Source organism: Idiomarina sp. UBA3162 (assembly GCF_002364475.1).
In the GTDB taxonomy this organism is placed as follows: domain Bacteria; phylum Pseudomonadota; class Gammaproteobacteria; order Enterobacterales; family Alteromonadaceae; genus Idiomarina.
Window position 1 is genome coordinate 63,876 of the sequence record NZ_DEYI01000003.1, and the last position, 25,125, is coordinate 89,000.

At 49.0% G+C, this 25,125-nt stretch carries 27 protein-coding genes and 1 tRNA gene; 22 read left to right on the forward strand and 6 right to left on the reverse strand.

Annotated features, from left to right (window positions below; all coding sequences use genetic code 11):
- Positions 1–113: 113 nt before the first annotated feature.
- The 13 genes from B2X00_RS00250 (at position 114) to B2X00_RS00310 (ending at position 14,247) form a co-directional block, all read left to right on the forward strand.
- A complete protein-coding gene (locus tag B2X00_RS00250) occupies positions 114–455 on the forward strand; it encodes a LytR/AlgR family response regulator transcription factor (protein WP_083405072.1) in 342 nt (113 codons plus the stop codon).
- 63 nt (positions 456–518) lie between these two features.
- Entirely contained in the window at positions 519–1,070 is a 552-nt protein-coding gene (locus B2X00_RS00255) for a FlgO family outer membrane protein (RefSeq protein ID WP_290485635.1), read from the forward strand.
- A 9-nt stretch (positions 1,071–1,079) separates the two neighbouring features.
- Positions 1,080–1,646, forward strand: coding sequence for a FlgO family outer membrane protein (locus B2X00_RS00260; protein ID WP_290485636.1), 567 nt, complete (start codon positions 1,080–1,082; stop codon positions 1,644–1,646).
- Between the two features lie 64 nt (positions 1,647–1,710).
- Positions 1,711–2,418 (forward strand): DUF1499 domain-containing protein, encoded by a 708-nt coding sequence (locus B2X00_RS00265; RefSeq protein ID WP_290485637.1) that lies wholly within the window; start codon positions 1,711–1,713, stop codon positions 2,416–2,418.
- Positions 2,419–2,431: 13 nt separating this feature from the next.
- Positions 2,432–4,732 carry a TonB-dependent receptor gene (locus tag B2X00_RS00270; RefSeq protein WP_290485638.1) on the forward strand — a complete coding sequence of 767 codons (2,301 nt, stop codon included), beginning with the start codon at positions 2,432–2,434 and terminating at the stop codon, positions 4,730–4,732.
- An 11-nt stretch (positions 4,733–4,743) separates the two neighbouring features.
- Positions 4,744–6,885 (forward strand): dihydrolipoyl dehydrogenase, encoded by a 2,142-nt coding sequence (lpdA, locus tag B2X00_RS00275; protein ID WP_290485639.1) that lies wholly within the window; start codon positions 4,744–4,746, stop codon positions 6,883–6,885.
- Positions 6,882–7,967 (forward strand): ABC transporter substrate-binding protein, encoded by a 1,086-nt coding sequence (locus B2X00_RS00280; RefSeq protein ID WP_290485640.1) that lies wholly within the window; start codon positions 6,882–6,884, stop codon positions 7,965–7,967. The genes lpdA and B2X00_RS00280 overlap by 4 nt, the downstream gene beginning before the upstream one ends.
- Positions 7,943–9,541: an ABC transporter permease gene (locus B2X00_RS00285; RefSeq protein WP_290485641.1), complete on the forward strand. Its 1,599-nt coding sequence runs from the start codon at positions 7,943–7,945 to the stop codon at positions 9,539–9,541. Before B2X00_RS00280 ends, B2X00_RS00285 begins: the two co-directional genes overlap by 25 nt.
- Positions 9,528–10,151 (forward strand): ATP-binding cassette domain-containing protein, encoded by a 624-nt coding sequence (locus B2X00_RS00290; RefSeq protein ID WP_290485642.1) that lies wholly within the window; start codon positions 9,528–9,530, stop codon positions 10,149–10,151. The genes B2X00_RS00285 and B2X00_RS00290 overlap by 14 nt, the downstream gene beginning before the upstream one ends.
- Positions 10,144–10,758: a CDP-alcohol phosphatidyltransferase family protein gene (locus B2X00_RS00295; RefSeq protein WP_290485643.1), complete on the forward strand. Its 615-nt coding sequence runs from the start codon at positions 10,144–10,146 to the stop codon at positions 10,756–10,758. The genes B2X00_RS00290 and B2X00_RS00295 overlap by 8 nt, the downstream gene beginning before the upstream one ends.
- Before the next feature lie 4 nt (positions 10,759–10,762).
- Positions 10,763–11,548, forward strand: coding sequence for a sterol desaturase family protein (locus B2X00_RS00300; protein ID WP_290485644.1), 786 nt, complete (start codon positions 10,763–10,765; stop codon positions 11,546–11,548).
- Positions 11,549–11,623: 75 nt separating this feature from the next.
- Complete coding sequence (locus B2X00_RS00305) at positions 11,624–12,628, forward strand: ATP-binding protein (protein WP_290485645.1); 1,005 nt, start codon at positions 11,624–11,626, stop codon at positions 12,626–12,628.
- 11 nt (positions 12,629–12,639) lie between these two features.
- Positions 12,640–14,247: a sensor domain-containing protein gene (locus B2X00_RS00310; RefSeq protein ID WP_290485646.1), complete on the forward strand. Its 1,608-nt coding sequence runs from the start codon at positions 12,640–12,642 to the stop codon at positions 14,245–14,247.
- 17 nt (positions 14,248–14,264) lie between these two features.
- Here B2X00_RS00310 and B2X00_RS00315 read toward each other — a convergent pair.
- From B2X00_RS00315 to flgA, 6 genes are all read right to left on the reverse strand, one after another.
- Positions 14,265–14,341: transfer RNA gene (locus tag B2X00_RS00315), tRNA-Arg, on the reverse strand.
- A 59-nt stretch (positions 14,342–14,400) separates the two neighbouring features.
- Entirely contained in the window at positions 14,401–15,588 is a 1,188-nt protein-coding gene (locus tag B2X00_RS00320; RefSeq protein WP_290485647.1) for a flagella assembly protein FlgT, read from the reverse strand.
- A 79-nt stretch (positions 15,589–15,667) separates the two neighbouring features.
- A complete protein-coding gene (locus tag B2X00_RS00325) occupies positions 15,668–16,147 on the reverse strand; it encodes an LPP20 family lipoprotein (RefSeq protein ID WP_290485648.1) in 480 nt (159 codons plus the stop codon).
- Between the two features lie 73 nt (positions 16,148–16,220).
- Entirely contained in the window at positions 16,221–16,622 is a 402-nt protein-coding gene (gene flgN / locus B2X00_RS00330) for a flagellar export chaperone FlgN (protein ID WP_071463269.1), read from the reverse strand.
- 17 nt (positions 16,623–16,639) lie between these two features.
- Positions 16,640–16,975: a flagellar biosynthesis anti-sigma factor FlgM gene (gene flgM / locus B2X00_RS00335; RefSeq protein WP_071463270.1), complete on the reverse strand. Its 336-nt coding sequence runs from the start codon at positions 16,973–16,975 to the stop codon at positions 16,640–16,642.
- 82 nt (positions 16,976–17,057) lie between these two features.
- Positions 17,058–17,765 carry a flagellar basal body P-ring formation chaperone FlgA gene (gene flgA, locus B2X00_RS00340; RefSeq protein ID WP_290485649.1) on the reverse strand — a complete coding sequence of 236 codons (708 nt, stop codon included), beginning with the start codon at positions 17,763–17,765 and terminating at the stop codon, positions 17,058–17,060.
- A gap of 156 nt (positions 17,766–17,921) precedes the next feature.
- On the opposite strand from flgA, the gene B2X00_RS00345 reads away from it, so the two are divergent.
- From B2X00_RS00345 to flgH, 9 genes are all read left to right on the forward strand, one after another.
- Entirely contained in the window at positions 17,922–18,869 is a 948-nt protein-coding gene (locus tag B2X00_RS00345) for a chemotaxis protein (protein ID WP_290485650.1), read from the forward strand.
- 17 nt (positions 18,870–18,886) lie between these two features.
- Complete coding sequence (locus B2X00_RS00350) at positions 18,887–19,726, forward strand: CheR family methyltransferase (RefSeq protein WP_290485651.1); 840 nt, start codon at positions 18,887–18,889, stop codon at positions 19,724–19,726.
- 68 nt (positions 19,727–19,794) lie between these two features.
- Entirely contained in the window at positions 19,795–20,199 is a 405-nt protein-coding gene (gene flgB, locus B2X00_RS00355) for a flagellar basal body rod protein FlgB (protein WP_290485652.1), read from the forward strand.
- A gap of 11 nt (positions 20,200–20,210) precedes the next feature.
- Positions 20,211–20,663, forward strand: a complete 453-nt coding sequence (gene flgC, locus B2X00_RS00360; RefSeq protein WP_071463275.1) for a flagellar basal body rod protein FlgC — start codon at positions 20,211–20,213, stop codon at positions 20,661–20,663.
- Between the two features lie 13 nt (positions 20,664–20,676).
- A complete protein-coding gene (gene flgD / locus B2X00_RS00365) occupies positions 20,677–21,363 on the forward strand; it encodes a flagellar hook assembly protein FlgD (protein WP_290485653.1) in 687 nt (228 codons plus the stop codon).
- A 15-nt stretch (positions 21,364–21,378) separates the two neighbouring features.
- Complete coding sequence (gene flgE / locus B2X00_RS00370; RefSeq protein ID WP_290485654.1) at positions 21,379–22,725, forward strand: flagellar hook protein FlgE; 1,347 nt, start codon at positions 21,379–21,381, stop codon at positions 22,723–22,725.
- Positions 22,726–22,876: 151 nt separating this feature from the next.
- A complete protein-coding gene (gene flgF / locus B2X00_RS00375; RefSeq protein ID WP_071463278.1) occupies positions 22,877–23,620 on the forward strand; it encodes a flagellar basal-body rod protein FlgF in 744 nt (247 codons plus the stop codon).
- A gap of 22 nt (positions 23,621–23,642) precedes the next feature.
- A complete protein-coding gene (flgG, locus tag B2X00_RS00380) occupies positions 23,643–24,431 on the forward strand; it encodes a flagellar basal-body rod protein FlgG (RefSeq protein ID WP_071463279.1) in 789 nt (262 codons plus the stop codon).
- Between the two features lie 16 nt (positions 24,432–24,447).
- A complete protein-coding gene (flgH, locus tag B2X00_RS00385; RefSeq protein ID WP_071463280.1) occupies positions 24,448–25,122 on the forward strand; it encodes a flagellar basal body L-ring protein FlgH in 675 nt (224 codons plus the stop codon).
- The last annotated feature ends 3 nt before the right edge of the window (positions 25,123–25,125 follow it).

Consider the following 25,125-nt stretch of genomic DNA (forward strand, 5'->3'; position numbering starts at 1 on the left):
AAGAGGTCTTTAATGGTGATACTGTCTTGTTAGTCACAAAATATCCCATCTTAAGCTGGGTGCCATACCATCATGTGCTAAACCTTTATGAGCCTGATGGATGCTGGCGTGCAATGGATAACGTATTTCCCGTAAGGATGGTCGGTAAAATCGTTTTTGTCCCCTTAAGTGATGTTATTTGTATCAAAGGGGCTGCCAATTACGTTGAGGTTCATACACCGCAAGAGCGTATGCTTCACCGCGACACCATGAAAAATGTAGCCGACACGCTCAGTGCCGCGGATTTTCATCGTGTTCACCGCAGCGTCATTGTTAACTTAAATCATGTAAGAGAGATCACCAGTGAGTTAGGAAGGCTGACTTTATTGGTGCTTAGTAACGGTGATGAAGTGCGTATTGGTCAATCTTACCGCGACAGTTTGTTTAAACGACTGGGAATTTCTTCAGCGAGCTAAACTCCTAAATTTTTTTCATCTCAAGCCGATAGGATACCATTACTCTTAATAACGAGATGTCCTATGCGTGTATTGGCTATTTTAGTCGGCTTAATGATTCTGCCGGCACAGGCACACTCAATTAGTCCCTATGATGAAATTGCTGATCGCTTGTCTCAGCAACTGGTGCAACAGTTAAATGACCATCCTGCCCGTCATGAACATGCTCAGTTAGGCATTACCCGTTGGGTGATGTCGGATACGCTGGCGTTGCCTCAACCTGAAAACGCGCTTTACTCAGTCAGCCATGAATTGAGCGAAGCGTTGTATAGTCATCTTGCCGAACGCAAGGTCAAGCTTATCGACTTTCGCGCTCAGAATGGTGTGACGCTGACATCCGCGGGTGCGACGATGCTGACCAATGATAAACAGCAGTTAAACCTTAATCCGAACTTAGACTGGGTATTAGTGGGAACCATGAGTCGAGAAGATGACGGTGTGATGCTCAGTGTGCGTGTGCTCGACCGTCGTTCGCAATCGGTGCTGGCCGCGGCAAATCACTATGTGCCTAAGCATTTGTACTGGACTAACAAGGGTGCCGAGATAGTTAATGGGCATTTGCAGAGAAGTCGTTAGGAGAGAGTTATGCGTTTTACGTTAATCGTCATGACAGCACTGACAATGAGCGCTTGTACGGTGTTGCCGAAGCCCGAGCCGAAAGCTGAGCTGACTGAAACAACATCGACCGCCTTGCCTGCGCCAACCAATACATTTAGTGTGCAACTGGCGGAGCAATTGGTAAACAACAGTCGCGTTGATTTAGCAAAGGCGCACGTGGCCGTTACCGACTTAGTCGGGGTCCAGTCGTCCTATAATAATGCGACACCGTTCGCGCAAGTGATGTCTGAGCAATTACGTGGAGAACTTGCTTATCGTCAGGTTCCGATTATCGACTACAAAACGACGGAATTTATCCGTGTCACACCGCAAGGGGATTTCGCTTTAACGCGCGACTACCTTGAGATTGACGAGATCCTACCCATTACCCATGTTGTTGTAGGTACCTATAGCCACTACCGTGATGGTGTGTTGGCCAGCGCGCGCTTGGTGGACATTAACAATAAACATGTGGTGAGCACAGGCTCTGTTTACATTCCAAGCTCTGTTATTGAGCGTTTGGACGAACCCAATACGCAACCCATTATTCGTTGATCTGGCTTAACCGCGCTTTCGTAGTCTAATATCTTATAAAACAATAATTTGTTCAGGACAGACTATGAAAGCGTTGCACTCCATTTTAATTTTTCTTGGTTTACTCTCTCTTGTTCTAATCGGCTTGTCCGGCCCGCTTTATCAACTCGAATGGCTCACTTTAGGTGGTGCCTTCACGTTGTTGCGTTGGGCTGTTTATCTTGCCATCGGTGCAGGTATATTAAACATTATTGCGTTATTCGTGCGCCGACCTAAAGGCGCTCGGGCAGGGCTCAGCGTTTTAGCTATTATTGCTTCATTTATCGCGTTTTATTTACCTTATACGCAGTACCAAACGGCAACCTCGGTGCCGCCCATTCATGATATCTCAACGGATACGGTTAACCCGCCCGAATTTGTGGCCATTGCACCGTTGCGTGCTAACGCGCCTAATCCTGTGGAGTACGCGGGTGAGGAAACGGCAAAGCAACAGAAAGAAGCGTACCCCGACATTACCACTTATGTCTCACCCAAATCACCGGATGAGCTCTATCAACAAGCATTGACCGTGGCTAAGAATATGGGCTGGGAAATTATCGATACGTCGGATGAACAACACCGGATTGAGGCAACCGCCACAACAACCTGGTTTGGTTTTAAAGACGATGTGGTGATTCGTATTCAGGCACAAAGTGATGAGACGCTGCTCGACATTCGTAGTAAGTCACGCGTGGGTCGCAGCGATGTGGGTAAAAATGCGGAACGTATTCGCTCTTTCTTAAGTCAGCTATAAAAAGGATTTCCCGATGAAGTACGCTTGGTTGGCATTGCTTCCGGTGTCTGTAATGGCACAAGAACCTATTGAAATTATCGAGGTCACCGGCGAAGGGGAGACTCTGGTATTGCCGAGTGAAGAACCGGTCGAAGGGGTGTTTGGCTTGTCCGATGCATTACAGGAAATCCCGCGCTCTGCCACCATGATATCGCGTTCGCTGATGGATCAAGCGGCGATTAATGATCTACATGATATCGCTCGGTTTGCCCCCAACAGTTTTGCTGCGGCGGGTTTTGGCAATCCTTCACTCCCGAGTATGCGTGGGCAACTCGGTGAGTTATTCGAGGCGGGTATGCGGCGTCAAGCCGGTAACAACGGCTTGGGTGTGCCAATGTCGTTTAATAGTATCGAAGGGATTGCCGTAGTGAAAGGAGCGCCACCGGTGATGCTGGGTACGACTCAGCGCGTCGGTGGCTTTGTTAATTTATTGCCGAAAAAGGCACTGACAGATAAAGAGCGCTCACGGGTTCGCGGTGAATGGGGTCAGTGGAGTCAATACCGTCTGCAACTCGATCATAATGAAGTGCTCAAGCGTGACAAGCATGGGTTACGAGTTAGCGCTGAGTTTGTCGACCATGATAGCTTTTACGATTATACCTCGACTCGCAGTGATGACGTATTTGTCGCCTATCGCTTTACGCCGAACAGCCGCACTGAGTGGGATATCGGGCTTGAGTACTATGATGTCGAGTGGACCGATAACGCGGGTATCAACCGGCCCACCCAAGCGCTCATCGATGACAACCTTTATATTACCGGACAAGGTGTACAGCCTAATGGTTCTACCGTGCCAAGTGCTTACGCGGTTGTCAGCCCGACGGGCCAAGTGGAAATTGATCGCAGTCGCGTACTGACCGATCCAGCGGATATCAATAATGCCAAAACGACGTTGGTTCATTCGACGTTTCAGCAGCAATGGTCTGACGCACTTATTTTTGTAAACCGCACGTATTATCAGTATTTAGAGCGTGAGGGGATTAACCAAAACAGCTTTGTTGAGATTATTGATGGCGCACATACATTCGAAAACCGTGCTGAATTGCATATTAACGATCGCTCTATTGTAGGCATCAACTTACGCATCAATGATGTGTTGGGTTACAGCCAGTTCAGTACAGAAGCCGATTTACCGACTGACCTCACCGGTCCTATTTCAAATCGCCGCATTCCGCTAACGGCAGCGCAACAAGCCCAATTAGTGGAGTTGCGCCCCGGCTTGTTTGTGTCACCAGGCACCAACTATGACAACGATGGCGACGGCGTGGGCGATTATATCTTATCGGATACCACCGACTCGCTAAGCCAACAGTGGGGTCTGTTCGCACAGCATGAGCTGGCACTGACTGAGCGTTGGCAAGTCACCGCAGGGGCACGGCTTGATTACTACGATGTGACCGCGAAGGATCCGCTGCCACCCGCTGGATTTGAAGCGGCTGAGGACAGTTACAATGACTGGTTGAGTGCGGTTAGCCTGTCGTCTCAGTATCAACTTTCAACGGCGGTGATGGTTTACGCATCAGCGTACGAAAGCGATTCGACTTCGAATTCAATGGCGGGCGGTACGGTATTAAATGCGAATCAAGTCATTGATTCACAGAATTTCGCCACCGAAAATACACTGTATGAGATTGGTATCAAAATTGCGCCGGTCAACAGTCGTTGGTATACCGATGTGGTGGTATTTGACCAAACACGTAGCTTGCGCAACCGCGACGGTTCTAATAGCGGTATTGCCACACAGGGTGTTGAGGCGCAGTGGAACTATCGTAATGAAAACGGCTTTTGGGCGACACTGGCTGCCAGCTATTTAGATGCGCACTATGATAATTCGGCTGCGTTTCAAGATACGCGTCAAGTCGCGGACTTGTTTGATAATTCACGACCGGACATTATCAATGGTACCGGTGTGGGGGCGCCTAACTTTGCGGCCTTTGCAGCCTCGAACCAACGTTTGCAAGGCGTTCCTGAGGTGCAAGCTTCTGCCGTCGCAGGTTGGCAGCTAACGCCTCAGTGGTCGGTGGGTGGTGATTTGAGTTATACCCAGAGCTATCCGCTTGATTACCTGCAGACTGTGATGATACGTGATCAGTATATGTTGAACTTAAATGCAACTTATCAAATTACTGCTCAACTGAGTGCGCGTTTAGATGTGTTCAACGCAACCGATGAAGAAAATTGGTCACCGGTGTTTGAGGGCGGCTATTTCGGCTCCACACTCGCCTTTCCATCACTTCCGCGCCACGCGCAGCTGACTGTTGATTACCGCTTTTAGAAGGAGCTGTTGTGTCTGTAAAAAAAATTCTGCTGGCGCTGGTGATTATCGCGGCCATTGTCGCTGCGGTGATGTTCGATGTTACGCAGTATCTCAATCTTGATACGCTAAAAGCGCAGCAAGCGCGTGTTAATGGCTGGTTTGAGACGGAACCGTTACTGACTTTTGCTATCTACTTCATCGCCTATGTTTTGGTCACTGCGTTATCGATTCCAGGTGCCACGATCCTAACCTTAGGTGCCGGTGCCATTTTTGGACTCGGCTGGGGGTTGCTACTAGCCAGTTTTGCTAGCTCGGTCGGTGCTTTGCTGGCCTTTTTAAGTGCGCGCTTTTTATTAAAAGACTGGGTGCAAAGTAAGTTTGGTCAGCGGCTCGAGGCGATCAATCGCGGCGTAAAGCGGGACGGCGCCTTTTATCTGTTGAGTTTACGGCTGGTACCCATTTTTCCGTTTTTTGTGATTAATCTGGCTTTAGGTCTTACACAGATTAGAACATGGACATTCTACTGGGTGAGCCAAGTCGGCATGTTGTTGGGTACCGTTGTTTATGTTAACGCAGGTACTCAGCTCGCAGAAATTGAACAAGTGGGCGATGTGGTCTCGGCCGATCTCATTGGCGCGTTTGTGTTGTTGGGTATCTTCCCTCTGATCGCCAAGTGGTTACTTACAGCTATCAAGCGTCGCCGGGCGTTTAAAGGTTTCACCCGCCCTCAACACTACGACAATAACCTTATCGTCATTGGTGCAGGCTCAGCGGGCTTAGTCAGTGCTTACATAGCGGCAACAGTGAAAGCCAAAGTGACCTTAATCGAACGCGACAAAATGGGGGGTGACTGCCTTAATACCGGATGTGTGCCTTCAAAAGCGTTATTGCACGTGGCTAATCAAGTGCATCACATGCGCCACAGCGAGCAGCTTGGTATTAAAGTTGACTCGGTATCTGTGGACTTTCAGCAAGTGCTTGCGCGAGTACAGCAAGTGATACAACGTATTGAGCCGCATGACTCGGTCGAGCGCTACCAAGGCTTGGGTGTTAATGTAGAGCTCGGTGAAGCGACCATCAAATCGCCGTGGGAAGTGGAACTCAAGCAAGACGGCGAGTCGCGTCGCTTAACTACCAAACATATCGTAGTGGCGACGGGCGCGCGGCCGCTCGTGCCGAACTTACCGGGCATCAATGAAGTTGACTACCTGACATCAGATAACCTGTGGCAGCTCCGCGAGTTACCTAAACGCTTATTGATTTTAGGCGGTGGACCGATTGGTTGCGAAATGGCACAAGCCTTTCAAAGACTGGGCAGTGAGGTACATCTGGTCGAGATGAGTGAGCGGTTATTGACGAACGAAGACCCGGATACGTCGACTTATGTTGCACGCGCGCTTCAAGATGATGGCGTTACGTTGCATTTGGGCACCCAGGCGAAAGCCTTTAGCCAAACCGAGCAGGGCGTTGAGCTCACGGTCGAAAGTGAGCAAGGAGAACAGTCATTGCACGCCGATCGGGTGCTGTTGGCGCTAGGCAGACAGGCGAATCTGGAAGGCTTTGGCTTAAAAGAACTGGGCATTGACCAGGGTAAAACCATACAGGTCGATGAGTTTATGCAAACCAGCCTGCCGAATATTTATGCCTGTGGTGATGTTGCCGGCCCGTATCAGTTTACTCACGTTGCTTCACACCAAGCGTGGTATGCCACGGTGAATGCGTTGTTTGGTCGTTTCAAACGCTTTCGTGTTGATTACTCGGTGATCCCCTGGGTTACCTATACCTCACCGCAAGTCGCCAATGTGGGTTTGACAGAACAGCAAGCAAAGGCACAGCAGGTTGATTATGAAACCACATGCTATGACATTGCCGAGCTGGATCGCGCCATAGCCGATGGCAATGCCAACGGACGTGTAAAAGTGCTGACTGAGCCGGGTAAAGACACGATCTTAGGGGTTAATATTGTCGGTCCGCAGGCAGGGGAGTTACTGGCCGAGTTTGTCTTAGCAATGAAGCATGGTATCGGACTGAATAAAATTCTTGGAACCATTCATAGTTACCCCACGTTGGCTGAGGCGAACAAGTATGCAGCGGGCGAGTGGAAGCGCGCGCATGCGCCCGAAAAACTGTTACAGTGGGTTGAGAAACTACACCGATGGTTACGTTCATGAAATATGTGTTTTTACTACTGACCGCGATATCAATAATGGGCTTTCCGACAAACAGTTCGGCACAAGGTAAGCCGACGCCCGTTTATTTTTATGCGTGGGGCGGTAATCCCGCCGTTAATGATTACATTCGCTGGGCCGCCAAGGAACTGCGACCGCAAGGTATTCAGTTACAACACGTGAAGGTGGCTGATATCGCTGAGGTGGTTAAGCAACTGGTTGATGGTCAGAGCAACGCCGATTTAATATGGATTAATGGCGAGAACTTTCATGCGTTGAAAGAGGCTGACCGCTTGATGTCGATACTCACCGAACTGAATATTAAAGATAGATTGAATGATCAACTGAGTTGGCAAAACGACTTTGGTGAAGCGGTCGCTGACCTTGAAGTACCGTGGGGCGTTGGGCAGTTTTACCTGTTAACCTGTGCAACATGCTTTGCAGCTGATCACATCAGTGCAGCTGAATTACTGGAGTATGCTGCCGAGCATCCCGGTCGTATTGCGTATCCGAAACCGCCGGAGTTTCATGGCACCACGTTTTTAAAATCATTATTGCTGTCGCTTTCTGAGCAAGATGAGGCATTTCGCAAACCAGTCGATGCGGTCGACGCTGAAAAACTAACAGCGCCGTTATGGGCCTATTTAGATGAGTTACAGCCGTTATTATGGCAGGGGGGCGAGAACTACCCATCCAGCGCTGCTCAGCAACTTAATTGGTTTGCTAACAAGCAACTTGATGTCGCGCCGTCGTTTAATCCTAATGAGGTTAAAACGCTCGTCAATCAGGGACGAGTGCCGCCGGACACCAAACGAGTTACCTTGGGTTCGGCAGCGATTAGTAATAGTCATTATTTAGCGGTTCCAAATAGCAGTGGTCATCCTCAAGCCGCGAAGCAGGTTGTTAAGTTCTTCTTATCTGAGGCTGCGCAACGTAAAAAAGCCGACTTATCGGGCTGGGGCGATCCGACGGTATTGGATATCACGCTACCCGATATGCCGGCGATGCTGCCAGTCGCGGCTGAGTTTCATGTCAGCTGGCAAGCCTACCTTGAGCAACAATGGCAACAACGTTACCCCCGTTAGCGATGCACCGTTTGGTGCGCACGGCGATAGCACTGTTGTGGCTGATAATACCGCTTGGGGTTGTCGTTTGGCACAATTCAACGACACCGTTTGGAGGATCGTTGGTTGGCGCGCTCAGCGCGTTAGGTAATAGTGCATGGCTAACTCTATCGGTGACATTAACCACCAGCGCCTTAGTGCTGCTTGCGGCTCTTGCTGGCGCACGGGGGAGGCACCTTAATGCGACTTGGGCTAGTTTTATTGCCGTGCCCCACGTCGCCTTTGCCATTGGCTTGTTGTGGCTGGTGAGTCCTTCGGGTTGGCTAGTACGCTTGGTTGATGGGTTATTACCCATGTGGCAAGGACCCATACAGTCCAGTGCGCTCAGCGGTAAGAGTACCTTTACCCTGATGGTTGTGCTCGTACTCAAGGAGTTGCCATTTTTATTATTAATGGCGCAGGCGAATGTTCAACAGATGCCGATTCAACCCTGGCAACAGCAAGCACAGGCGTTAGGCTATAGTCACCGCAGATTTTGGTGGTTAATTGTCGTACCGGCGTTACTTAAACGAATTCGTTTGCCGCTTTACATCATTGCCATTTACACGGTTTCTGTGGTCGATATTCCGTTACTTGTCGGACCCAATGCGCCTGCACTCCTTGCTCATGAGGTTTATCAACTTAATTGGCAGTTCACTAATAATACGCAGGGACTGGTCAGTTGGGGCTCGTTGTTTTTAGTCGTTATCGCTTTCGTCAGTGTACTGTTACTGCGCGGGCTAGAGTGGGTATTGCAACGATGGCTCGGGTACCTTGCTTTGACGGGAAAGCGCGCATGCGCTGCTAAAAGCAGCGTCAAACGTGCGACTACGCCTTGGTTTTGGGCCCTGTTAGCGATGAGTATTTTTATCAGCTTGTTACTTCAGTCAGGTCAGCAGTCGTGGTTTTATCCGTCACTATGGCCGCAAGGCTGGCAATGGTCGCGCTGGTTAACGGAGTGGCCTTATATTGCACCTTTGCTATACAACACCTGGATACTTGCCGCGCTCAGCGCCACGCTGGCTTGGCTGTCAGCCATCGCGTTACTGGAAGTGCAAGCTCAAAGCCAGCAACACACACTGAATGGTGGATGGTTAACCATGCTAATGATTCCACAGTTAGTCTTGGTTTTGAGCTGGCAGCAGACCATCGGACCCGATAACGGATTTATTGGGTTGTTATGGTCTCATACTGTGTTTTGTTTTCCTTATGCGTACTTAACATTGCACGGCGCTTACCACGCTTATCCCAGACGGTGGCTTTGGCAAGCGCGCAGTTTGGGCTATGGTCCTTGGGCGGCATGGTTTAAAGTGTTAGTCCCGATGTTAAAGCGGCCATTAGCGTTAGCTTGGGCGATGGCGTTTTCAATCAGCGTCGCTCAGTATTTGCCCACGCAATGGCTGGCACCGGTGACACACCCCACATTGACGACTGAAGCAGTCAGCATAGCATCAGGAGGGGACTGGCGGCTCGGTAGTGTCTATGCGCTGGCACAATGGGCGAGTGTTTGGAGCGTATTTATGTTGGTTTTATGGGGGACACGTGCTCGAAATTAATCATCTCACTATGGTGTTTAAACACCATCAATTGGTGATTCCTAAGCTCTTTGTAGCGGCGGGAGACGTCCTCACATTAACTGGGGCGAGTGGTATAGGTAAATCCAGCTTATTGCAGTGGATACTGGGTGTCGATCAGCCGGGTGTAACTATCGAGGGCCAACTGACGTTGGATGGTAATGACTTGGGGCAGTGGCCTATTGAACGGCGGCAAATTGGCTTGGTCACACAGCAGGCCGATTTATTTCCTCATATGACAGTTGCTCAGAATTTGCTTTTTGCGCTACCCAAAAGGCATGCGCACCGACACGACTGGGTCGCGCAACAATTGCAGTCAGTCGATTTAGCGCATTACGCAAAAGCCTATCCTGACCAGCTCAGCGGTGGGCAGCGCGCTCGAATCGCATTGCTACGTAGCCTAGCGGCAGCGCCGCGAAGTTTATTGCTGGATGAACCCTTTTCAGCGCTCGACGTAAAACTAAGGACGACCATACGTGAATTTACCTGGTCTAAACTGATGGCCGCCAATATGCCCGCCATCTTAGTCACCCACGATGCGGCTGATGCGCCGGGGAAAGTCGTGAACTTAGAACAGTATTATTATGATTGATCGCTATCTCATACCTCCTTTACAGCGACTTTTGGATAAGCCGGCGCGTCTGTTGGTTCGTCGTGCTGTGACGGCTAATCAGATTACTTTAGTCGGTTTTGTTATCGGCGTACTCGCACTACCATTATTGATGGCGGGCGCGTTTGAGCTGGCGCTTGTGGCAGTTTTGTTGAACCGTCTTGCTGACGGCCTAGACGGAGCTGTGGCTCGGCGCACCCAAACGACCGATGCCGGTGGCTTTTTAGATATCGTACTGGACTTTATTTTCTATCAAGCGGTGGTGGTTGGGTTTATTTTAAATAGTCCACACGAGCATCTGTTACCTGGGCTCTTCTTAATGTTGTCTTTCGTTGGCACCGGCACCAGCTTTTTAGCCTTTGCCGTGCAGGCGTCAAAACGGGGGCTGGATAACCCTCACTATCCGAACAAGTCGATGTATTACATGGGCGGACTCGCTGAGGGGTTTGAAACCTTTGCGGTTTTTGTTTTGTTGTGTTTACTGCCTCAGCATTTTGGCATCATCGCTTGGCTATTTGGTGCGGTGTGTTGGGTGACGACGGCGACCCGTATTTGGGCGGGGTTCAATACGTTAAAGGCACACGAGTAAAGCAATGGAAGCATGGATTCGATTAAGCATTTTTGTGGCGGTTTTAGCACTCATGCTCGTGTGGGAGGCGAAACGCCCTAAGCGCAGCGGACGGGTCAATCGTTGGCATCGGTGGCGCAGTCATCTTGGCCTGATTGTCACCTCGAGCGTGTTAATGCGCTTAGTTGTTCCATTGGGGCTGACGGGGATCGCCCTGTGGGCCTCCGAACACGGTTGGGGGGCCTTTAATCAATTTGAGTTGCCGCTATGGCTCGCCGTGATGGTCAGTATGATTGCATTGGATCTGGCGCTTTACTGGCAGCACCGTTTATTCCACCGAGTGCCTTGGTTATGGCGTTTACATCGCGTTCATCATGCCGACCCAGACTTTGATGTCACCACAGGCGTGCGTTTTCATCCAATCGAAATGATTTTAAGTTTAGCTATTAAAGCCGCAACTATTCTGATGTTAGGCGCCCCCGCAGCGGCTGTGATAATTTTTGAGATCATTTTAAACGCCTGCTCGTTGTTTAATCATGGCAACGTGCAGTTACCTGCGAAGCTTGAGACCGGCGTTCGCAAAGTGTTGATCACGCAAGAGCTGCATCGGATTCACCATAGCAGTGTTAAGCGTGAAACTAACAGTAACTATGGATTTAGTGTGGTGTGGTGGGATTGGCTGTTTGGTAGTTACACTGATCAACCGCATGCGGGCTCCGACAACGTCGATATTGGCTTGCGTGAGTTTCGCGAAGAGCAGCGCAATACCCCTTTTTGGACCCTACTTGCGCTCCCGTTTAAAGACAAATAAACGCTTGTCAATCAGCTAGTAAGCGTGATACTTCTAACGTAATGGATTACGAAAGATGTGCTCAAGGATTGAGAGATGGCAAGTATGAGTCCAAGGCGTTGGTTTGGTAAAACCAACATGGACGTTCCTCTGCATACAATACAACGGCTCTACGAGCCGCTTCAGTTAGCGATTATTTGTTTCGATCGGCAACGAAACTATTTATGGCATAACACGCATTTCGATACGCTGTTTAAAACGGCTTCTTCTCAGAAACCGCGTTGGCTTATCGAACCACTGACATCGATCCTCGACCGTGAGACCGCTTCACTTGAAATCGAACACCCGATTCAAGCTGGTAAGACACTTAATGTACACCAACATCGCGTCGCGCAATATCACCTGCTGAGTTTGAGTGATAATCAACAAACGTCAGTTGAGCACGAGTTGAGTCGCTTAGTCGGCGTATTCACACAGCGTTTAGCCGATCGTGCGTTAGAGCCAACGCGGCATTCGATTACAAAGGTGTTAGAAGAAAGCCACGGTCAGATGCCTGATTCTGTAGCCGAGTGTTTAAAAAATCAACGGGTCTATATAACACAGGGCTTAGAGTGGCTCTCGTTGATCAATGCTAAACTTAATTTACAACATATTCGTTGGTGCAACTTAATTGAGTCCGCTGAAGAGGCGTTCGCGTTTGAGCTTAGGCGTATTGGCGGTTCAGTCGTCAATGACTGTCAGCATTCAGCGCTCGTGGACGCAAAGTTAGCGACGACTCTAGTGTATGAACTGGTCGAAAATGCGATTAAGTTTCGTGATACGTGTGTACCGCTCAAAATTAGTGTTGTGACTGAAGTAACGGAGATGGGCCATTGTCGGTTGATAGTTGAAGACAATGGTATCGGCATTTATGCTGAACTGGACGAGAGAGCGATGCTGCCTTTTCAACGGGGTAATGATTTAAGTACGGCTGGCGTCGGCATTGGACTAGCTAAATGTGCGTTGATTGCGATCAGGCATCAAGCTGCTATTAGCGCTTTTCCGGTGGGTGAGCGCGGAACACGGATTGAAGTCACCTGGCGAACCAGAGCTAGAAACTAAAGGATTAGGCTATGGAATATACCTGTGCGCGTTATGAAATCTTCGATAAAAGCCGTATAGCGATTGTCATTGTTGACCGCGATTGCGCAATCACATATGCCAATCAGGGCGCCAAGCTATTACTCGGTGACCATGCGCATTTAGGTCAGCACTTGGCAATTCAGTTGCCATCAGACGAAAAGGAATTCCTATCGAGCTCTTTTCAGGTGGATGAGCGCAGTGGACAGCCTGTTTACTATTGTGCCATCAGCGTTACCGATGATGAGTGCCAACAGTATCTGATTTACTTGCACCCGTTCAACATGAAGTTGAGCCAATCTGAGCATCTGCCATTTTTATCGCAACATGACCCGTTAACTGGGTTACCTAACCGCACCCAATTTATTAAACGCCTGCAGCGGCACTGCTTATCGGAGAGTTGCGAGAAAACGCTCACTGCGGTTGTCTTTTTAGACTTAGACGGCTTTAAAGCGATTAATGATAGTTTAGGTCATGAAATGGGCGACAAGCTACTGCAAGTCGTCGCGGGGCGTATTCGCAACCAATTACGGAACTCGGATACGCTGACTCGTCTTAGTGGCGATGAGTTTTTAATGATCCTGACGGGGTTAGAAGCGCGTCAAGACGCAGCGATAGTAACGCAAAGGATTCTTGATGATATCGCGCGTCCTTATAAAATCGAAAGTACCGATATCTATATTACTGCCAGCGCCGGGGTGACGTATTGCAAAGAGCGTATGAATCGTGCGGAAGTCATGATCCAGCAAGCCGATATTGCGATGTTCGAGGCTAAGCGAGCGGGCAAAAACACCTTCCAATGGTTTGATAAATCCTTTAACGATGAGCTCAACCGCGCGTTGGCGATTCGGAACTCGGTGCAAAAAGGCATCGACAAAGATCAGTTTCATTTAGTGTATCAGCCGCAAATATGCTTAGCGTCGAATACTGTATGTGGCTTAGAGGCCCTTATTCGTTGGCGTCATCCGGACATTGAAAACTTATCGCCCGCAGAATTTATTCCTATCTTGGAAAGCTCGGGCCAAGTCATTCCGCTGAGTTACTGGATCATGCGGCAAGCATTTCGCGATTGGAAGCAGCTCAAGCCGTTGCTTGCTAAAGGTGCTCGTATGTCAGTCAACGTATCTACGGTTCATATCACTCGCAGTGATTTTGTCGAGCAACTGGAAAAAGTGATTATCGACACTGAAATAACGCCTTCAGAGATTAAGCTCGAGATTACCGAGTCAATGATGTTGAGAAATGCGCAGAGCGCTGTGGCTACGCTCGATAAGCTCACCGATATGGGGATAGCTATTGCGCTCGATGATTTTGGTACAGGTTTCTCTAACTTACGTTACCTAACACAAATGCCTATCAGTGATGTAAAGCTCGATCGTAGCTTTATTCGAGGAATTGATGCGAATAATGCTAATCAGGCAATCGTGCGCGGTATAATTGGTATGGCGCACGAACTGGGCTTAAATACCGTTGCAGAAGGGGTCGAGACGGTCGCCGAAAAAGCGATGGTACAGCAGCTTGAAACTGATGTGATGCAGGGGTTTCTCGAGGCAACGCCCATGCGTTTTGCGCCATTAGTTGAATTCTTAACACGCCGCTGAGGTCGTTGGACGTGCGTTGGCGTCCCCGGCAGGAGTCGAACCTGCGACCTGCCGCTTAGGAGGCGGCTGCTCTATCCTGCTGAGCTACGGGGACAACCGAATCGTGGCGGGGATTATGCCAGACCCGGAAGTTGCTTTCCAGCCACTCGGTGACTACTGCGCAACAGTTGTGTCAGACTCACTTGCAGGAACCACCCAGTCGTTTACCTGAACGTTGGTTAGCACATCAGGGCCGTTAATAGAGGCGACGGCGCTATCGGGTTGTACTTGTTCGACGGTGACGGTAAAACGGCTGACCTGCCAACGTTGACGGAAGTGACCTTGGTCGTCCACGTAGTTGCTTGGGTGTACGATCTTAAGTTTGTCCCCCACTTTAACACCATGTGACTCACCCAAGTTGACTTGTACCTGCTGGCGATCATGCCAGACCACACGACCGCGCACCGGTTTACACTGAACCTGCATTTGAATGCCCGAAGCGAGCTCTTCTAATGATGACGCTAGCGCCACACCGAACGGAGCATCCCAGAATGTCGTGGTGGCTACATCGACTTGGGCATTACGCGGAAAGGTCCAGGGCTCTGCGCCTTCGACTCGTGCGCGGGTGATCAAGTCGCCATTCATTGCATCAATTAAATAGAGCGTTAGTGCAAAGTGGCGAGTGGGTTGTTGTTCAAATACACCTAAAAATGAGCCTTGTTCTGTCACTGACAGATCATCGAAGATCCCCAGAATCACGAACTGACTGTCGTTGGCATAACCAATTTGTCGACCAATACGACCGACTTCGTTAAGGTTAAGATTGTCGAGCGCTGCTTGCAGACCCGCGTTACGGCGCAAGGTATGGGTTACGAATAATTGATCACTTTGGCTAGCAATATCGCGCGCTAAATGCTGAGCCGAAATATTACCTAGGGTCCAGATTTGTCCATAGGCGGCATGTTCGCGATTAGAGAACTCAAATGGGGCAATGGTTACACCGGCTTTATAGTGGCTGCCACGGCAAGATTGTTCGCGCTGCCAGATTTCTGTTTGAATCAGCACGTATAAACGTCCGTCGCGCATTTCTTCTCGCAACACATCAACCCGCTCAACATTGCCGGTGGCGGACACCTGAGTTTGATTGTTGTTGACTACACCGTTGACGATAGACTGGACCGAAGTAATAGAGCTGCCCGTCATTAACAGGGCTTGTTGTAGCGCATTTTCGATGGCTTGGCTGCGTGCCGCTTGGGTATCGCCGTTGACGATACGGGCACTGCCTTCGACTTCGATTACTCGAGCATGAATGCTCAGCGTCATAAATCCGACGATTACACCAATTAACAACTTACGCAGCATGTTTATACCTTTCATCAGCCAACCAAAGGGGTCTTCTACGTATACTTAAGCAAGAATCAGACCACCAAGCATGTGTTGGTTAGTAATAAACGACGCGCTTTATCTTCTGTTTACGGCTGGTGCTTTCGTACAGGTTATTCACTTTGGCAAAATCGAGGCGCAGCTCGGTCGCATAATATTCACCCACCGTGTAGGTACGAACAACTTCGGCACCGCGAATAACCCCATCTACAGAAGCCTGAAACTGATCGTTGCCTAAGGTCCAGTTTTGTACTGAGGTTCCACCCGAGATGCGTTGCCCATAGACTTGCTCAGCCAATTCACGATAAGCGGCGAGTTTAGAGGCGCGCATGGCGGCTAGATCTTTATGTTGCTTGGTTTCGCCCGGTTGCGCATCAATCGGCGCAAAGCCAGTGGCCGTTAAGACCGGGAAATGTTCCGGGGTTTCGGTTTCCCATTCGACATGTTGTTGATCGTAGACAGTATCGTAGACAGCGCTGCACCCGCTGAGCATCAGCAAACTAGAAAATAAAGATATGGTTAGAGCTGCACGTTTCATATCGACCTCAAGCCTAAATGAGTTATACCTGATAACTCATTAACGGCATGGATGATGAAATCTTTAGTGCTGTTTAGCGGATTTTGCCTTTGGCATTGTAGGTGAGTGCATCGCCGCGGGCATGGGATGCTTGTCGCACAATTTCATGCTTCAATTGGTCAATATTAGCGAGTGTGCGTGTCACAACGTGTTCGTTGACATCGCTCTGACGTTTGACTTCAGCCAAAGTAGAGCGCAGTTGCGCGACGCGTTCACTCAGCACTTCATCGGTGCTGAGTTGTTGTCGCTCTGGGTGCTCGGCAAGAAAGCTATCAAACTCAGCGAGCTGGCTGAGTAAGCTGGCTTTGACCTCTGCTAACTCAGCAACACTTTGATGCTGACGGTTAACGACAGCGGTCAATTCTTGTTGCTGGCACTGTTGCAGTTGCTCCAGTGCTTGCGACATTTGTTCGAGAACTTCAGTGATAGGCGTCATAAATTCCTAAGCGCGCGTTAAGCGTCTTTATCTGTGTCGATCGCTCCACCAAACAAGTCACCTTCAAACTGCGCAAGTTTGGAAGCCAGACGATCAACGTCGACTTTGTATGAACCGTTCTCGATAGCTGCCTTAATGCGATCCACTTTAGTTTGATCGATGCCGCTGCTGTTCATTGCTTTTTCCTGCAATGCTGAAAGGTTTTGTGCTTCAGAGGTCAGTGAAACTGAGTCTGAACCGCTTTTCGCTGTTGCACCGCTGTTGCTCGACTGCTCAGTCGATGTCTGACGTTGCGTTTGCTTGGTGTCGATTGAATTATTCTTAACACCGTTGTTGTTTATGTTAATTGCCATATCGCTCGCCTCACATGTTATAAGTTCTCGCTTTGTAATCGGCCGCAGAAAAAATAACTTTAATTCTTTTAGTAAAAAAAGTTTATAAATTAACCGTTACTTCGTTTAAGCCTGTCACGACGGCTTCGAGTGACTTGTTTGAACGAACATTTCGCACCGCCACTGACTCGCCTTGTAACCCGTCACCTAAGGCTTTACCGGATGCTGTGATGCGCAACGATTTATCCTGCGCCACTATTGTAACGCTTTCTCCTTCGCAAACAAGACAGGTATCGCGCGCCTCGATGGCGTCACCGGCAGAAATTCGCCGCTTTACGCGCGCCCCAACCAATAACGTCTTATCGGTAAATATGTTGGCACGCACTTGATTAATATCGACTTCAGCAATACGTAAATCATGCTCACTGATAAGGTGTCCTGGCGACATCGGGACCGCAGCAGACCAGACTTCTTGGTACTGATAAATCCGCACCGGTACATAAGTTCGCCAAGGCTGAGTGCCACTGGTGCACTGAATCTCGACGGTGGTATAACTTTCTAACCCCGAATTTCTAGCAAAGCCAATGCTCGGCTCAGAAGCACACACCTTGGGCGCCATGCGGGGATCGAGCGAATTTACGACCACTTCAACACGCCCGTTATCGGGCTGCGTCACTTGTTGCTGAACAAAGTTATTGGCTAATTGCTGCAATTTCTTGTAATTGTAGGATGAAGGTTCAGCTGAAAATGCTAAACTTGACGTCAATATGAGAAAGATCGAACTGATTATAGCGGTTTGCCGTATTATCATATTAACTCCACTTAAAGTTTTGGGTGCAATCGGCCGATTACCTTGGGGTAACCAGTACGACGTCAATCAATTGACATTTACACCTTTAATGACACTATTGGTGATAAAGCTAGCAAAGAACATGCCAGCAACGATAAGCGGCACACAGGAGATAACATGGCAAGCATCCTTGACTCGGTAAATCAACGCACCCAAATGGTGGGTCAGAACCGTCTGGAGCTTTTGCTGTTCCGCCTTAGTGGCCAGCAACGCTTTGGTATTAACGTCTTTAAAGTACGCGAAGTGCTGCAGTGTCCGAAGCTGACATCGATTCCACGACGCAATCGCCTGGTTCGTGGTGTTGCCCACATCCGTGGTCAAGCGATCTCGATTATCGATTTAAGTCTCGCGACAGGTGGGCCGGCGATTACCGATATCGAAAACCGGTTTATTATTATTGCCGAGTACAATCGTACCGTGCAGGGCTTTTTAGTCGGTGGCGTTGACCGCATTATCAATATTAATTGGGAAAACATCATGCCACCGCCGAAAGGCACAGGTCGCGATGCCTACCTTACCGCGGTCACTGAAATCGAAAACAAGCTTGTCGAAATTATTGACGTTGAGCGCATCCTTGCCGATATTACGCCGGTCAACACCGAATTGAGCGATGATGTTAAGAATCAGCCGATTACCGTCGAGAAAGAAAACCTTACCATTTTAATCACCGACGACTCAGCGGTGGCACGTGGCCAAATAAAGCGCGCCCTTGAATCCCTTGAGATACCACTTGAAGTAAAGAAAAATGGTAAAGAGGCGCTGGATTGGCTAAAAGAAAAGGCCAAGGAAGTGGATGGTAATGTACAACCGCACGTGCCCGTTTTAGTATCGGACGTGGAAATGCCTGTCATGGACGGTTATACATTAACCGCTGAGATAAAAGCGGATCCGAATTTGGCCGATGTTCGTGTTATATTGCATACATCACTAAGCGGCGTATTTAATCAGGCGATGGTTAAGAAAGTAGGGGCTGATGACTTTATCGCAAAATTTCATCCCGATGAGCTCGCCAGTGCCGTTAAAAAATGGCTCAATGCTGAAAACATTGTCGCCGAAGCCGAGTAATGGAATAGACGCAGTTAATGTCGAGTAACAAAGAACTCAATACACAAGAATACCAAGAGTTTAGGCAATTTCTGGAGCATCAGTGCGGGATCGTGCTCGGTGACAACAAACTCTATTTGGTAAAAAGTCGTTTATCACCGCTGATGAGTCATTTTGGTATCGACTCGTTAGCGGAGCTCGTCAAACGGTCAATGAAGATTAGCGAGCGTGCCTTACGTTCGGCTGTTATTGATGCCATGACAACCAATGAAACCTTGTGGTTTCGTGATACCTATCCCTTTGAAATCTTGGTAAACCGAGTGTTCGAAGAATACAAGAATGAAACTCGGCCGTTGAAGATCTGGTCATCCGCTTGCTCAAGTGGACAAGAGCCGTATTCGATTGCGATGTCGTATCTTGAGTACAAGGCAAAAAATCCGGGTGCGCTTAAAGGTGGTATCAAAATTACCGCCACCGATATTTCGAACAAGGTGCTCGAGCAGTGCGCTCGCGCTGAATACGATAGTCTCGCCATCGTGCGTGGCTTATCACCAGAACGGCGAAAGAAATTTTTCGATGAAGGCGTGAAGCCGGGTTCGTCGACTCTAAAAGATGAAGTGAAGCAGTTTGTTCAATTCCGTCACCTCAATTTGCTCGACAGTTACGCATTGCTGGGTAAATTCGACATAATTTTCTGCCGCAATGTATTGATTTATTTTTCGGCAAACATCAAGCGGCAAATCATTGCCCAATTTAGGCAAGCTTTGAACCCTAAAGGGTATCTCTTTTTAGGGGCTTCAGAATCGATATCAGGACTGACTGATGACTTCGAAATGATACGTTGCAACCCCGGTATCATCTACAAGCGCAAAAATTAACCTCACTCGAATAAGCTTGGCACAGATAATGCATTATTTTGTCCACCTGAAATGTGGGAGACAAAATTATGGCACTGACTATGGACAAGCTTATGGGTATTCAGCAGCACACGCTGGGTATTCGAACGCGTCGGGCCGAGGTAATTGCTAACAATATCGCCAATGCAGATACCCCCGGCTATAAAGCTAAGGGACTCGACTTTCAACAAGCGCTAGCGCAGGCTCAGCGTGGAATGGAGAGTTATAAGCTCGCGCGTACCCACGAAAAACACTTTTCTGTCGAAATCAAACCGCAAGGAACCGAGAAGTTCCGTATCCCAAATCAACCTGATACCGGTGACGGTAATACGGTGGATGTGCAAGTGGAACAAAACTTGTATGCAAAAAATGCATTGGAATATGAAATGACGATGAATTTCCTCAACGGCCGCATCAGTGGCGTTAAGAAAGCGCTAGGCGGCGGTCAAGCATAGGAATCTGAGCGATGAGTCTATTTAATATTTTTAATATCAGTGGGTCAGCAATGAGTGCACAGTCGGTGCGCTTGAACACCACGGCAAGTAATTTGGCGAACGCCAACTCGGTAAGCAGTAGTGTTGATGAGACCTATCGTGCACGTAATCCGGTGTTTGCTACCGCACTGTCTGATGCGCAAGGTAACTATCGTGGTAATAGTCTGACTAACCAAAGCCAAGCAGGCCAGTCTGCTGGAGTCAAAGTTATGGGTATTGTCGAGAGCGATAAGCCGTTGCAAATCGAATATGCCCCAAACCATCCGATGGCGGATGGTAATGGCTACATCTATCGCTCCAACGTCAATGTGACCGAAGAGATGGCCAACATGATTTCTGCGTCACGCTCATATCAAACCAATGTGCAGGTGGCGGATACAGCGAAAACCATGACTCAGCGGTTGTTGCGTCTTGGACAAGGGTAACGGGAGATAGCCCATGGATAATGTGAGTAACAGTAACCCGTTAATCAACGATCTCACTTGGAAAAAGGAAGAGGGCGCTAAATACGCTGATGGGTCTAATAATCAACAGTTAGAGCAGGAGGACTTCTTTAAGCTGCTGACTCAACAGTTGAATATGCAGGACCCTACCAAGCCCGTTGATAACGATCAAATGATTGCGCAAATGACCAGTTTCTCGATGGCTGAAGGTATCACTGGCTTGCAAGAGCAGTTTACCAAGTTCACCGAGAACATGTCATCGAATCAAGCGCTGCAGGCCTCTACGCTTGTCGGACGCAAGGTGTTGGTGCCGACCAGCAAGGCTTCGATCGATAGCGGTGGCACGGCGTCTGGCATGATTGCTGCACCGCAAACAGCGCAGAACGTAAAAATTACCATCAAGGATGAAAATGATGCGGTCGTGAGAACCATTGATATGGGCGATTTAGCTGCAGGTACCAAGGATTTTGAATGGGACGGCTTAGATAAAAGCGGCAATCCAGTGCCGGCTGGCAAGTATTCGTTTACTGCCAATGGCCAGCTAGGTAACTCCGCGGAAGATTTACCACTGCAAATGCACGCGACGGTTCAAAGTGTTAGCACAGGTGGTGACCGTGGCATCGTACTTAACTTGAAAGGTTTAGGTGGCATCAACTTTAAAGATGTCACAGAGATTGGCTAAATAGCGAGGTGACTTATGTCATTTAATATTGCACTGAGCGGCATCAACGCATCACAAAAAGATCTTGATACAACCGCGAATAACATTTCGAACGTAAAAACTACCGGTTTTAAACAGTCACGTGCGGAGTTCGCTGACGTGTATGCGTCGAGCATTTTTAACGCGGGTAATACAAAAGTCGGTGACGGTGTTTTGACTTCATCTGTCGCACAACAGTTCAGCCAAGGGACACTGGAGTTTACTGATAACTCGTTGGATATGGCGATCAGCGGCAACGGCTTCTTTGCCACCACCGATGGCTTAGGTTCTCGTGATTTGACCTACACGCGTTCGGGCGCATTCAAGCTCAACGATGATAAGTTTATCGTTGATAACCAAGGTAACTATTTGCAGGGTTATCAAGTTGACCGTAACAGCGGTGCGACGACGTCTACCAGTTTGGCGACTACCCAGCCAATCCGTATACCGGACGTGGCCGGTGCACCGCAGAGCACCAATAACATCTACACAGCATTTAACGTCGATGCGCGCTTAACACCGATTGATGGCACAGCGACACCATTTGATCCGAACACAGCCACCACTTACCACAGTTCAACATCGGCAACGGTATACGATTCACTGGGTGAGTCACACGTATTGTCGACTTACTACGTTAAACGTGGGCAGAATGATTGGGATGTCTATGCCACCTTTGATGGTCAAGAAATTGACTTAGCACCGACCGGCAGCGGCACAGCGTCTGCCACTAACTCGGTTAATGGTTTCTCGGGTCTGAACGTGCAGTTCTTAGGTAACGGTGAACCGGATTTACCGGCAGGACAAACCACTTTTGATCCAGGCACACTCGATTTAGCAGGTGCAGGTCCGAGCGGTCCATACCTCGATAACGGTGCCGATCCACAAACCATTCAGTTCAATTTCCAAGACCAAACCGGTACTACAACACCGACCCAGTTCGCTTCGGACTTTGAGGTTACAACGTTAGACCAAGATGGCACGACCGTGGGTCGTCTGACTAACGTTGATATCGGTAAAGACGGTTTGATTGCTGCAACCTACTCGAACGGTGACGTACAGTATTTAGGTCAGGTATCGGTCGTTCGTTTTGCTAACGAACAAGGTCTAACGCAAATCGGTGGTACTAAGTGGCGTCAAAGTATTGATTCAGGCGAGCCGCTTGCAGGTGAAGCAAACAGCGGTACGTTTGGCGCAATAGAGGCTTCTGCGTTAGAAAACTCAAACGTTAACTTAACTAAAGAGTTGGTTGACTTGATTACGGCTCAGCGTAACTTCCAGGCGAACTCGCGTTCGTTAGAAGTGAACAACACCATTAATCAGGCGATTCTACAGATCCGTTAACCTGCAACGCGAGAGCGATTGATTTAATAAAAGGCTTGCATCGGCAAGCCTTTTTTATTGGCTGTTCGAGGCAAAGGTTCGATATTGGCACGCTCCATGCATAGTCATTAGTTAGTAGAAGTATCTGACAAATTTTTGGCTGGAGGTCTGCATGGACAAGATGCTTTGGGTCGCAATGAGTGGCGCGAAAGAAAATATGAACGCGGTGGCATTGCGCGCGAATAACTTAGCCAACGCCAACACCACAGGTTTCAAAGCGGATTTGCAACAAGCGCGGTCGATGCAGGCGTTTAACGAAGGGCTGCCCACGCGTGTGTTTTCGATGACAGAAAGCCCGGGGCAAAATTTTGCCAGTGGCGCCATGGTAACCACCGGACGTAACCTTGATGTTGCCGTGCAAGGTCAAGGTTGGATCGCTGTACAAAATGCCAACGGCGAAGAACGCTACACACGTAACGGTAGTTTAGAGATTGGTGCCGATGGCATGTTAAAGAACGATCGCGGACAACCTGTCATGGGCGATGCCGGCCCAATATTTATTCCCATGCCGATTGATAATTTAACCATTGGGGCTAACGGTAATATTTCTATTCGTCCGCAGGGTGCGCCTGAAGACGCGATGGAAATTGTTGATCGCATTAAATTGGTCAACCCGCCCAACGGTAACGTCAAGAAGGATACCGACGGTTTGTTTTCCCTCAAGGATGGTCAACCGGCACTCGTGGATGCCAATGTGAAGCTATCCATCGGGGCACTTGAAGGCAGTAATGTAAACACGGTCGAAGAGATGACCAACATGATTGCACTACAGCGCCAATACGAAATGAACGTCAAAATTATGAAGACCGCCGATGAAAATGCTCAGCGCGCGGAATCGCTCATGCGCATGAGCTAAGCGGACGGAGAGGAGACGCATTATGAACCCAGCGCTTTGGATTAGTAAAACCGGACTCGATGCACAACAGCGCGATATCTCGGTAATTTCAAACAACTTGGCGAATGCCAGCACTGTGGGCTTCAAGAAAAGCCGCGCGGTATTTGAAGATCTGCTTTACCAAAACATCAACCAGCCAGGTGGCCAGTCGGCACAGGATGTTGAGTTGCCTAACGGGCTAATGATTGGTGCCGGCTCAAAAGTGGTCGCGACACAAAAGTCACATACCCAAGGTAATGTGCAAACAACCGATAACTCACTTGACGTGATGATTGATGGTAAAGGCTTTTTCCAAGTATTGATGCCTGATGGGACGTTGTCTTATACCCGCAACGGTCAGTTCTCCCTCAACGAAGAGGGTGAAATGGTGACGTCGGGCAATGGTTATCCTGTCGAGCCTGCTATTCAAATTCCAGAAGACGCTACTTCACTGAGTATTTCGCAAGAGGGTGAAGTCACCGTGCGTCAGCCAGGTAACGCAGACAACGTGGTGGTTGGGCAGATTAACCTCGCGAGCTTTATCAACCCCGCTGGTTTAGAGCCTATCGGACAGAACCTCTATAAGGAAACGGCAGTCAGCGGTGCACCGCTTGAAGCCGTGCCGGGTGTCGACGGTATGGGGAATACGATTCAAGGTGCACTGGAAACCTCGAACGTTAACGTGACCGAAGAACTCGTTAATCTGATTGAGGCTCAACGTGGTTACGAGATGAACTCGAAAGTGATTTCATCAGTGGACCAAATGCTGAGCTACATTAATCAGCAGTTGTAAAGGCTTGGAGGCAATTATGCGCTTATTTTGGATGAGTCTGGCCCTGCTTAGTTTGGCAGCCTGTAGTTCGAACCAACCAGCACCCATGCCGGATGATCCTTTTTATGCGCCGGTATTGCCCGAGGAGCGTGCACAACCTGTGGTGCCAACTGGCTCACTGTACGAAGCCAAATACTCTGACAACTTGTACTCGGATATTAAGGCGCGCCGTTTGGGTGACATTATTACCGTGACGTTGCAAGAGCGGACGACGGCGAGTAAATCAGCGAATACTGAAACCACCAAAGAGAGTAACGTCGATCTGCCGGTACCCAATATACTCGGACGGGCAGCGACCATTAATGGTAATCCACTGTCGGCGACATTGGGTGGAACACGTGACTTTACTGGCGACGCGACGGCCGACCAGAGCAACCAGTTGAGTGGTGAAATCACCGTGACGGTCATTCGCACGCTAGCCAACGGTAACCTAATTGTTCGTGGCGAAAAGTGGCTCCGTATTAATACCGGCGATGAGTATATCCGTCTAACCGGCATTATCCGTCCGCAGGATGTCAGTGCGAATAACACCATACCTTCAACGCGTGTTGCCAATGCGCGTATCGAATATAGCGGCACAGGCACCTTGGCGTCGACACAGGACCAGGGCTGGTTAAGCAAGTTCTTTAACAGCAGTTACTGGCCGTTCTAAGGT

Bases quoted from the DNA above. Each gene is read 5' to 3' on its own strand.
- B2X00_RS00250 (WP_083405072.1), top strand. From the start codon at position 114: ATGGATAACGTATTTCCCGTAAGGATGGTCGGTAAAATCGTTTTTGTC.
- B2X00_RS00255 (WP_290485635.1), top strand. From the start codon at position 519: ATGCGTGTATTGGCTATTTTAGTCGGCTTAATGATTCTGCCGGCACAG.
- B2X00_RS00260 (WP_290485636.1), top strand. From the start codon at position 1,080: ATGCGTTTTACGTTAATCGTCATGACAGCACTGACAATGAGCGCTTGT.
- B2X00_RS00265 (WP_290485637.1), top strand. From the start codon at position 1,711: ATGAAAGCGTTGCACTCCATTTTAATTTTTCTTGGTTTACTCTCTCTT.
- B2X00_RS00270 (WP_290485638.1), top strand. From the start codon at position 2,432: ATGAAGTACGCTTGGTTGGCATTGCTTCCGGTGTCTGTAATGGCACAA.
- B2X00_RS00280 (WP_290485640.1), top strand. From the start codon at position 6,882: ATGAAATATGTGTTTTTACTACTGACCGCGATATCAATAATGGGCTTT.
- B2X00_RS00285 (WP_290485641.1), top strand. From the start codon at position 7,943: ATGGCAACAACGTTACCCCCGTTAGCGATGCACCGTTTGGTGCGCACG.
- B2X00_RS00295 (WP_290485643.1), top strand. From the start codon at position 10,144: ATGATTGATCGCTATCTCATACCTCCTTTACAGCGACTTTTGGATAAG.
- B2X00_RS00300 (WP_290485644.1), top strand. From the start codon at position 10,763: ATGGAAGCATGGATTCGATTAAGCATTTTTGTGGCGGTTTTAGCACTC.
- B2X00_RS00305 (WP_290485645.1), top strand. From the start codon at position 11,624: ATGGCAAGTATGAGTCCAAGGCGTTGGTTTGGTAAAACCAACATGGAC.
- B2X00_RS00310 (WP_290485646.1), top strand. From the start codon at position 12,640: ATGGAATATACCTGTGCGCGTTATGAAATCTTCGATAAAAGCCGTATA.
- B2X00_RS00320 (WP_290485647.1), bottom strand. From the start codon at position 15,588: ATGCTGCGTAAGTTGTTAATTGGTGTAATCGTCGGATTTATGACGCTG.
- B2X00_RS00325 (WP_290485648.1), bottom strand. From the start codon at position 16,147: ATGAAACGTGCAGCTCTAACCATATCTTTATTTTCTAGTTTGCTGATG.
- flgN (WP_071463269.1), bottom strand. From the start codon at position 16,622: ATGACGCCTATCACTGAAGTTCTCGAACAAATGTCGCAAGCACTGGAG.
- flgM (WP_071463270.1), bottom strand. From the start codon at position 16,975: ATGGCAATTAACATAAACAACAACGGTGTTAAGAATAATTCAATCGAC.
- flgA (WP_290485649.1), bottom strand. From the start codon at position 17,765: ATGATAATACGGCAAACCGCTATAATCAGTTCGATCTTTCTCATATTG.
- B2X00_RS00345 (WP_290485650.1), top strand. From the start codon at position 17,922: ATGGCAAGCATCCTTGACTCGGTAAATCAACGCACCCAAATGGTGGGT.
- B2X00_RS00350 (WP_290485651.1), top strand. From the start codon at position 18,887: ATGTCGAGTAACAAAGAACTCAATACACAAGAATACCAAGAGTTTAGG.
- flgB (WP_290485652.1), top strand. From the start codon at position 19,795: ATGGCACTGACTATGGACAAGCTTATGGGTATTCAGCAGCACACGCTG.
- flgC (WP_071463275.1), top strand. From the start codon at position 20,211: ATGAGTCTATTTAATATTTTTAATATCAGTGGGTCAGCAATGAGTGCA.
- flgD (WP_290485653.1), top strand. From the start codon at position 20,677: ATGGATAATGTGAGTAACAGTAACCCGTTAATCAACGATCTCACTTGG.
- flgE (WP_290485654.1), top strand. From the start codon at position 21,379: ATGTCATTTAATATTGCACTGAGCGGCATCAACGCATCACAAAAAGAT.
- flgF (WP_071463278.1), top strand. From the start codon at position 22,877: ATGGACAAGATGCTTTGGGTCGCAATGAGTGGCGCGAAAGAAAATATG.
- flgG (WP_071463279.1), top strand. From the start codon at position 23,643: ATGAACCCAGCGCTTTGGATTAGTAAAACCGGACTCGATGCACAACAG.
- flgH (WP_071463280.1), top strand. From the start codon at position 24,448: ATGCGCTTATTTTGGATGAGTCTGGCCCTGCTTAGTTTGGCAGCCTGT.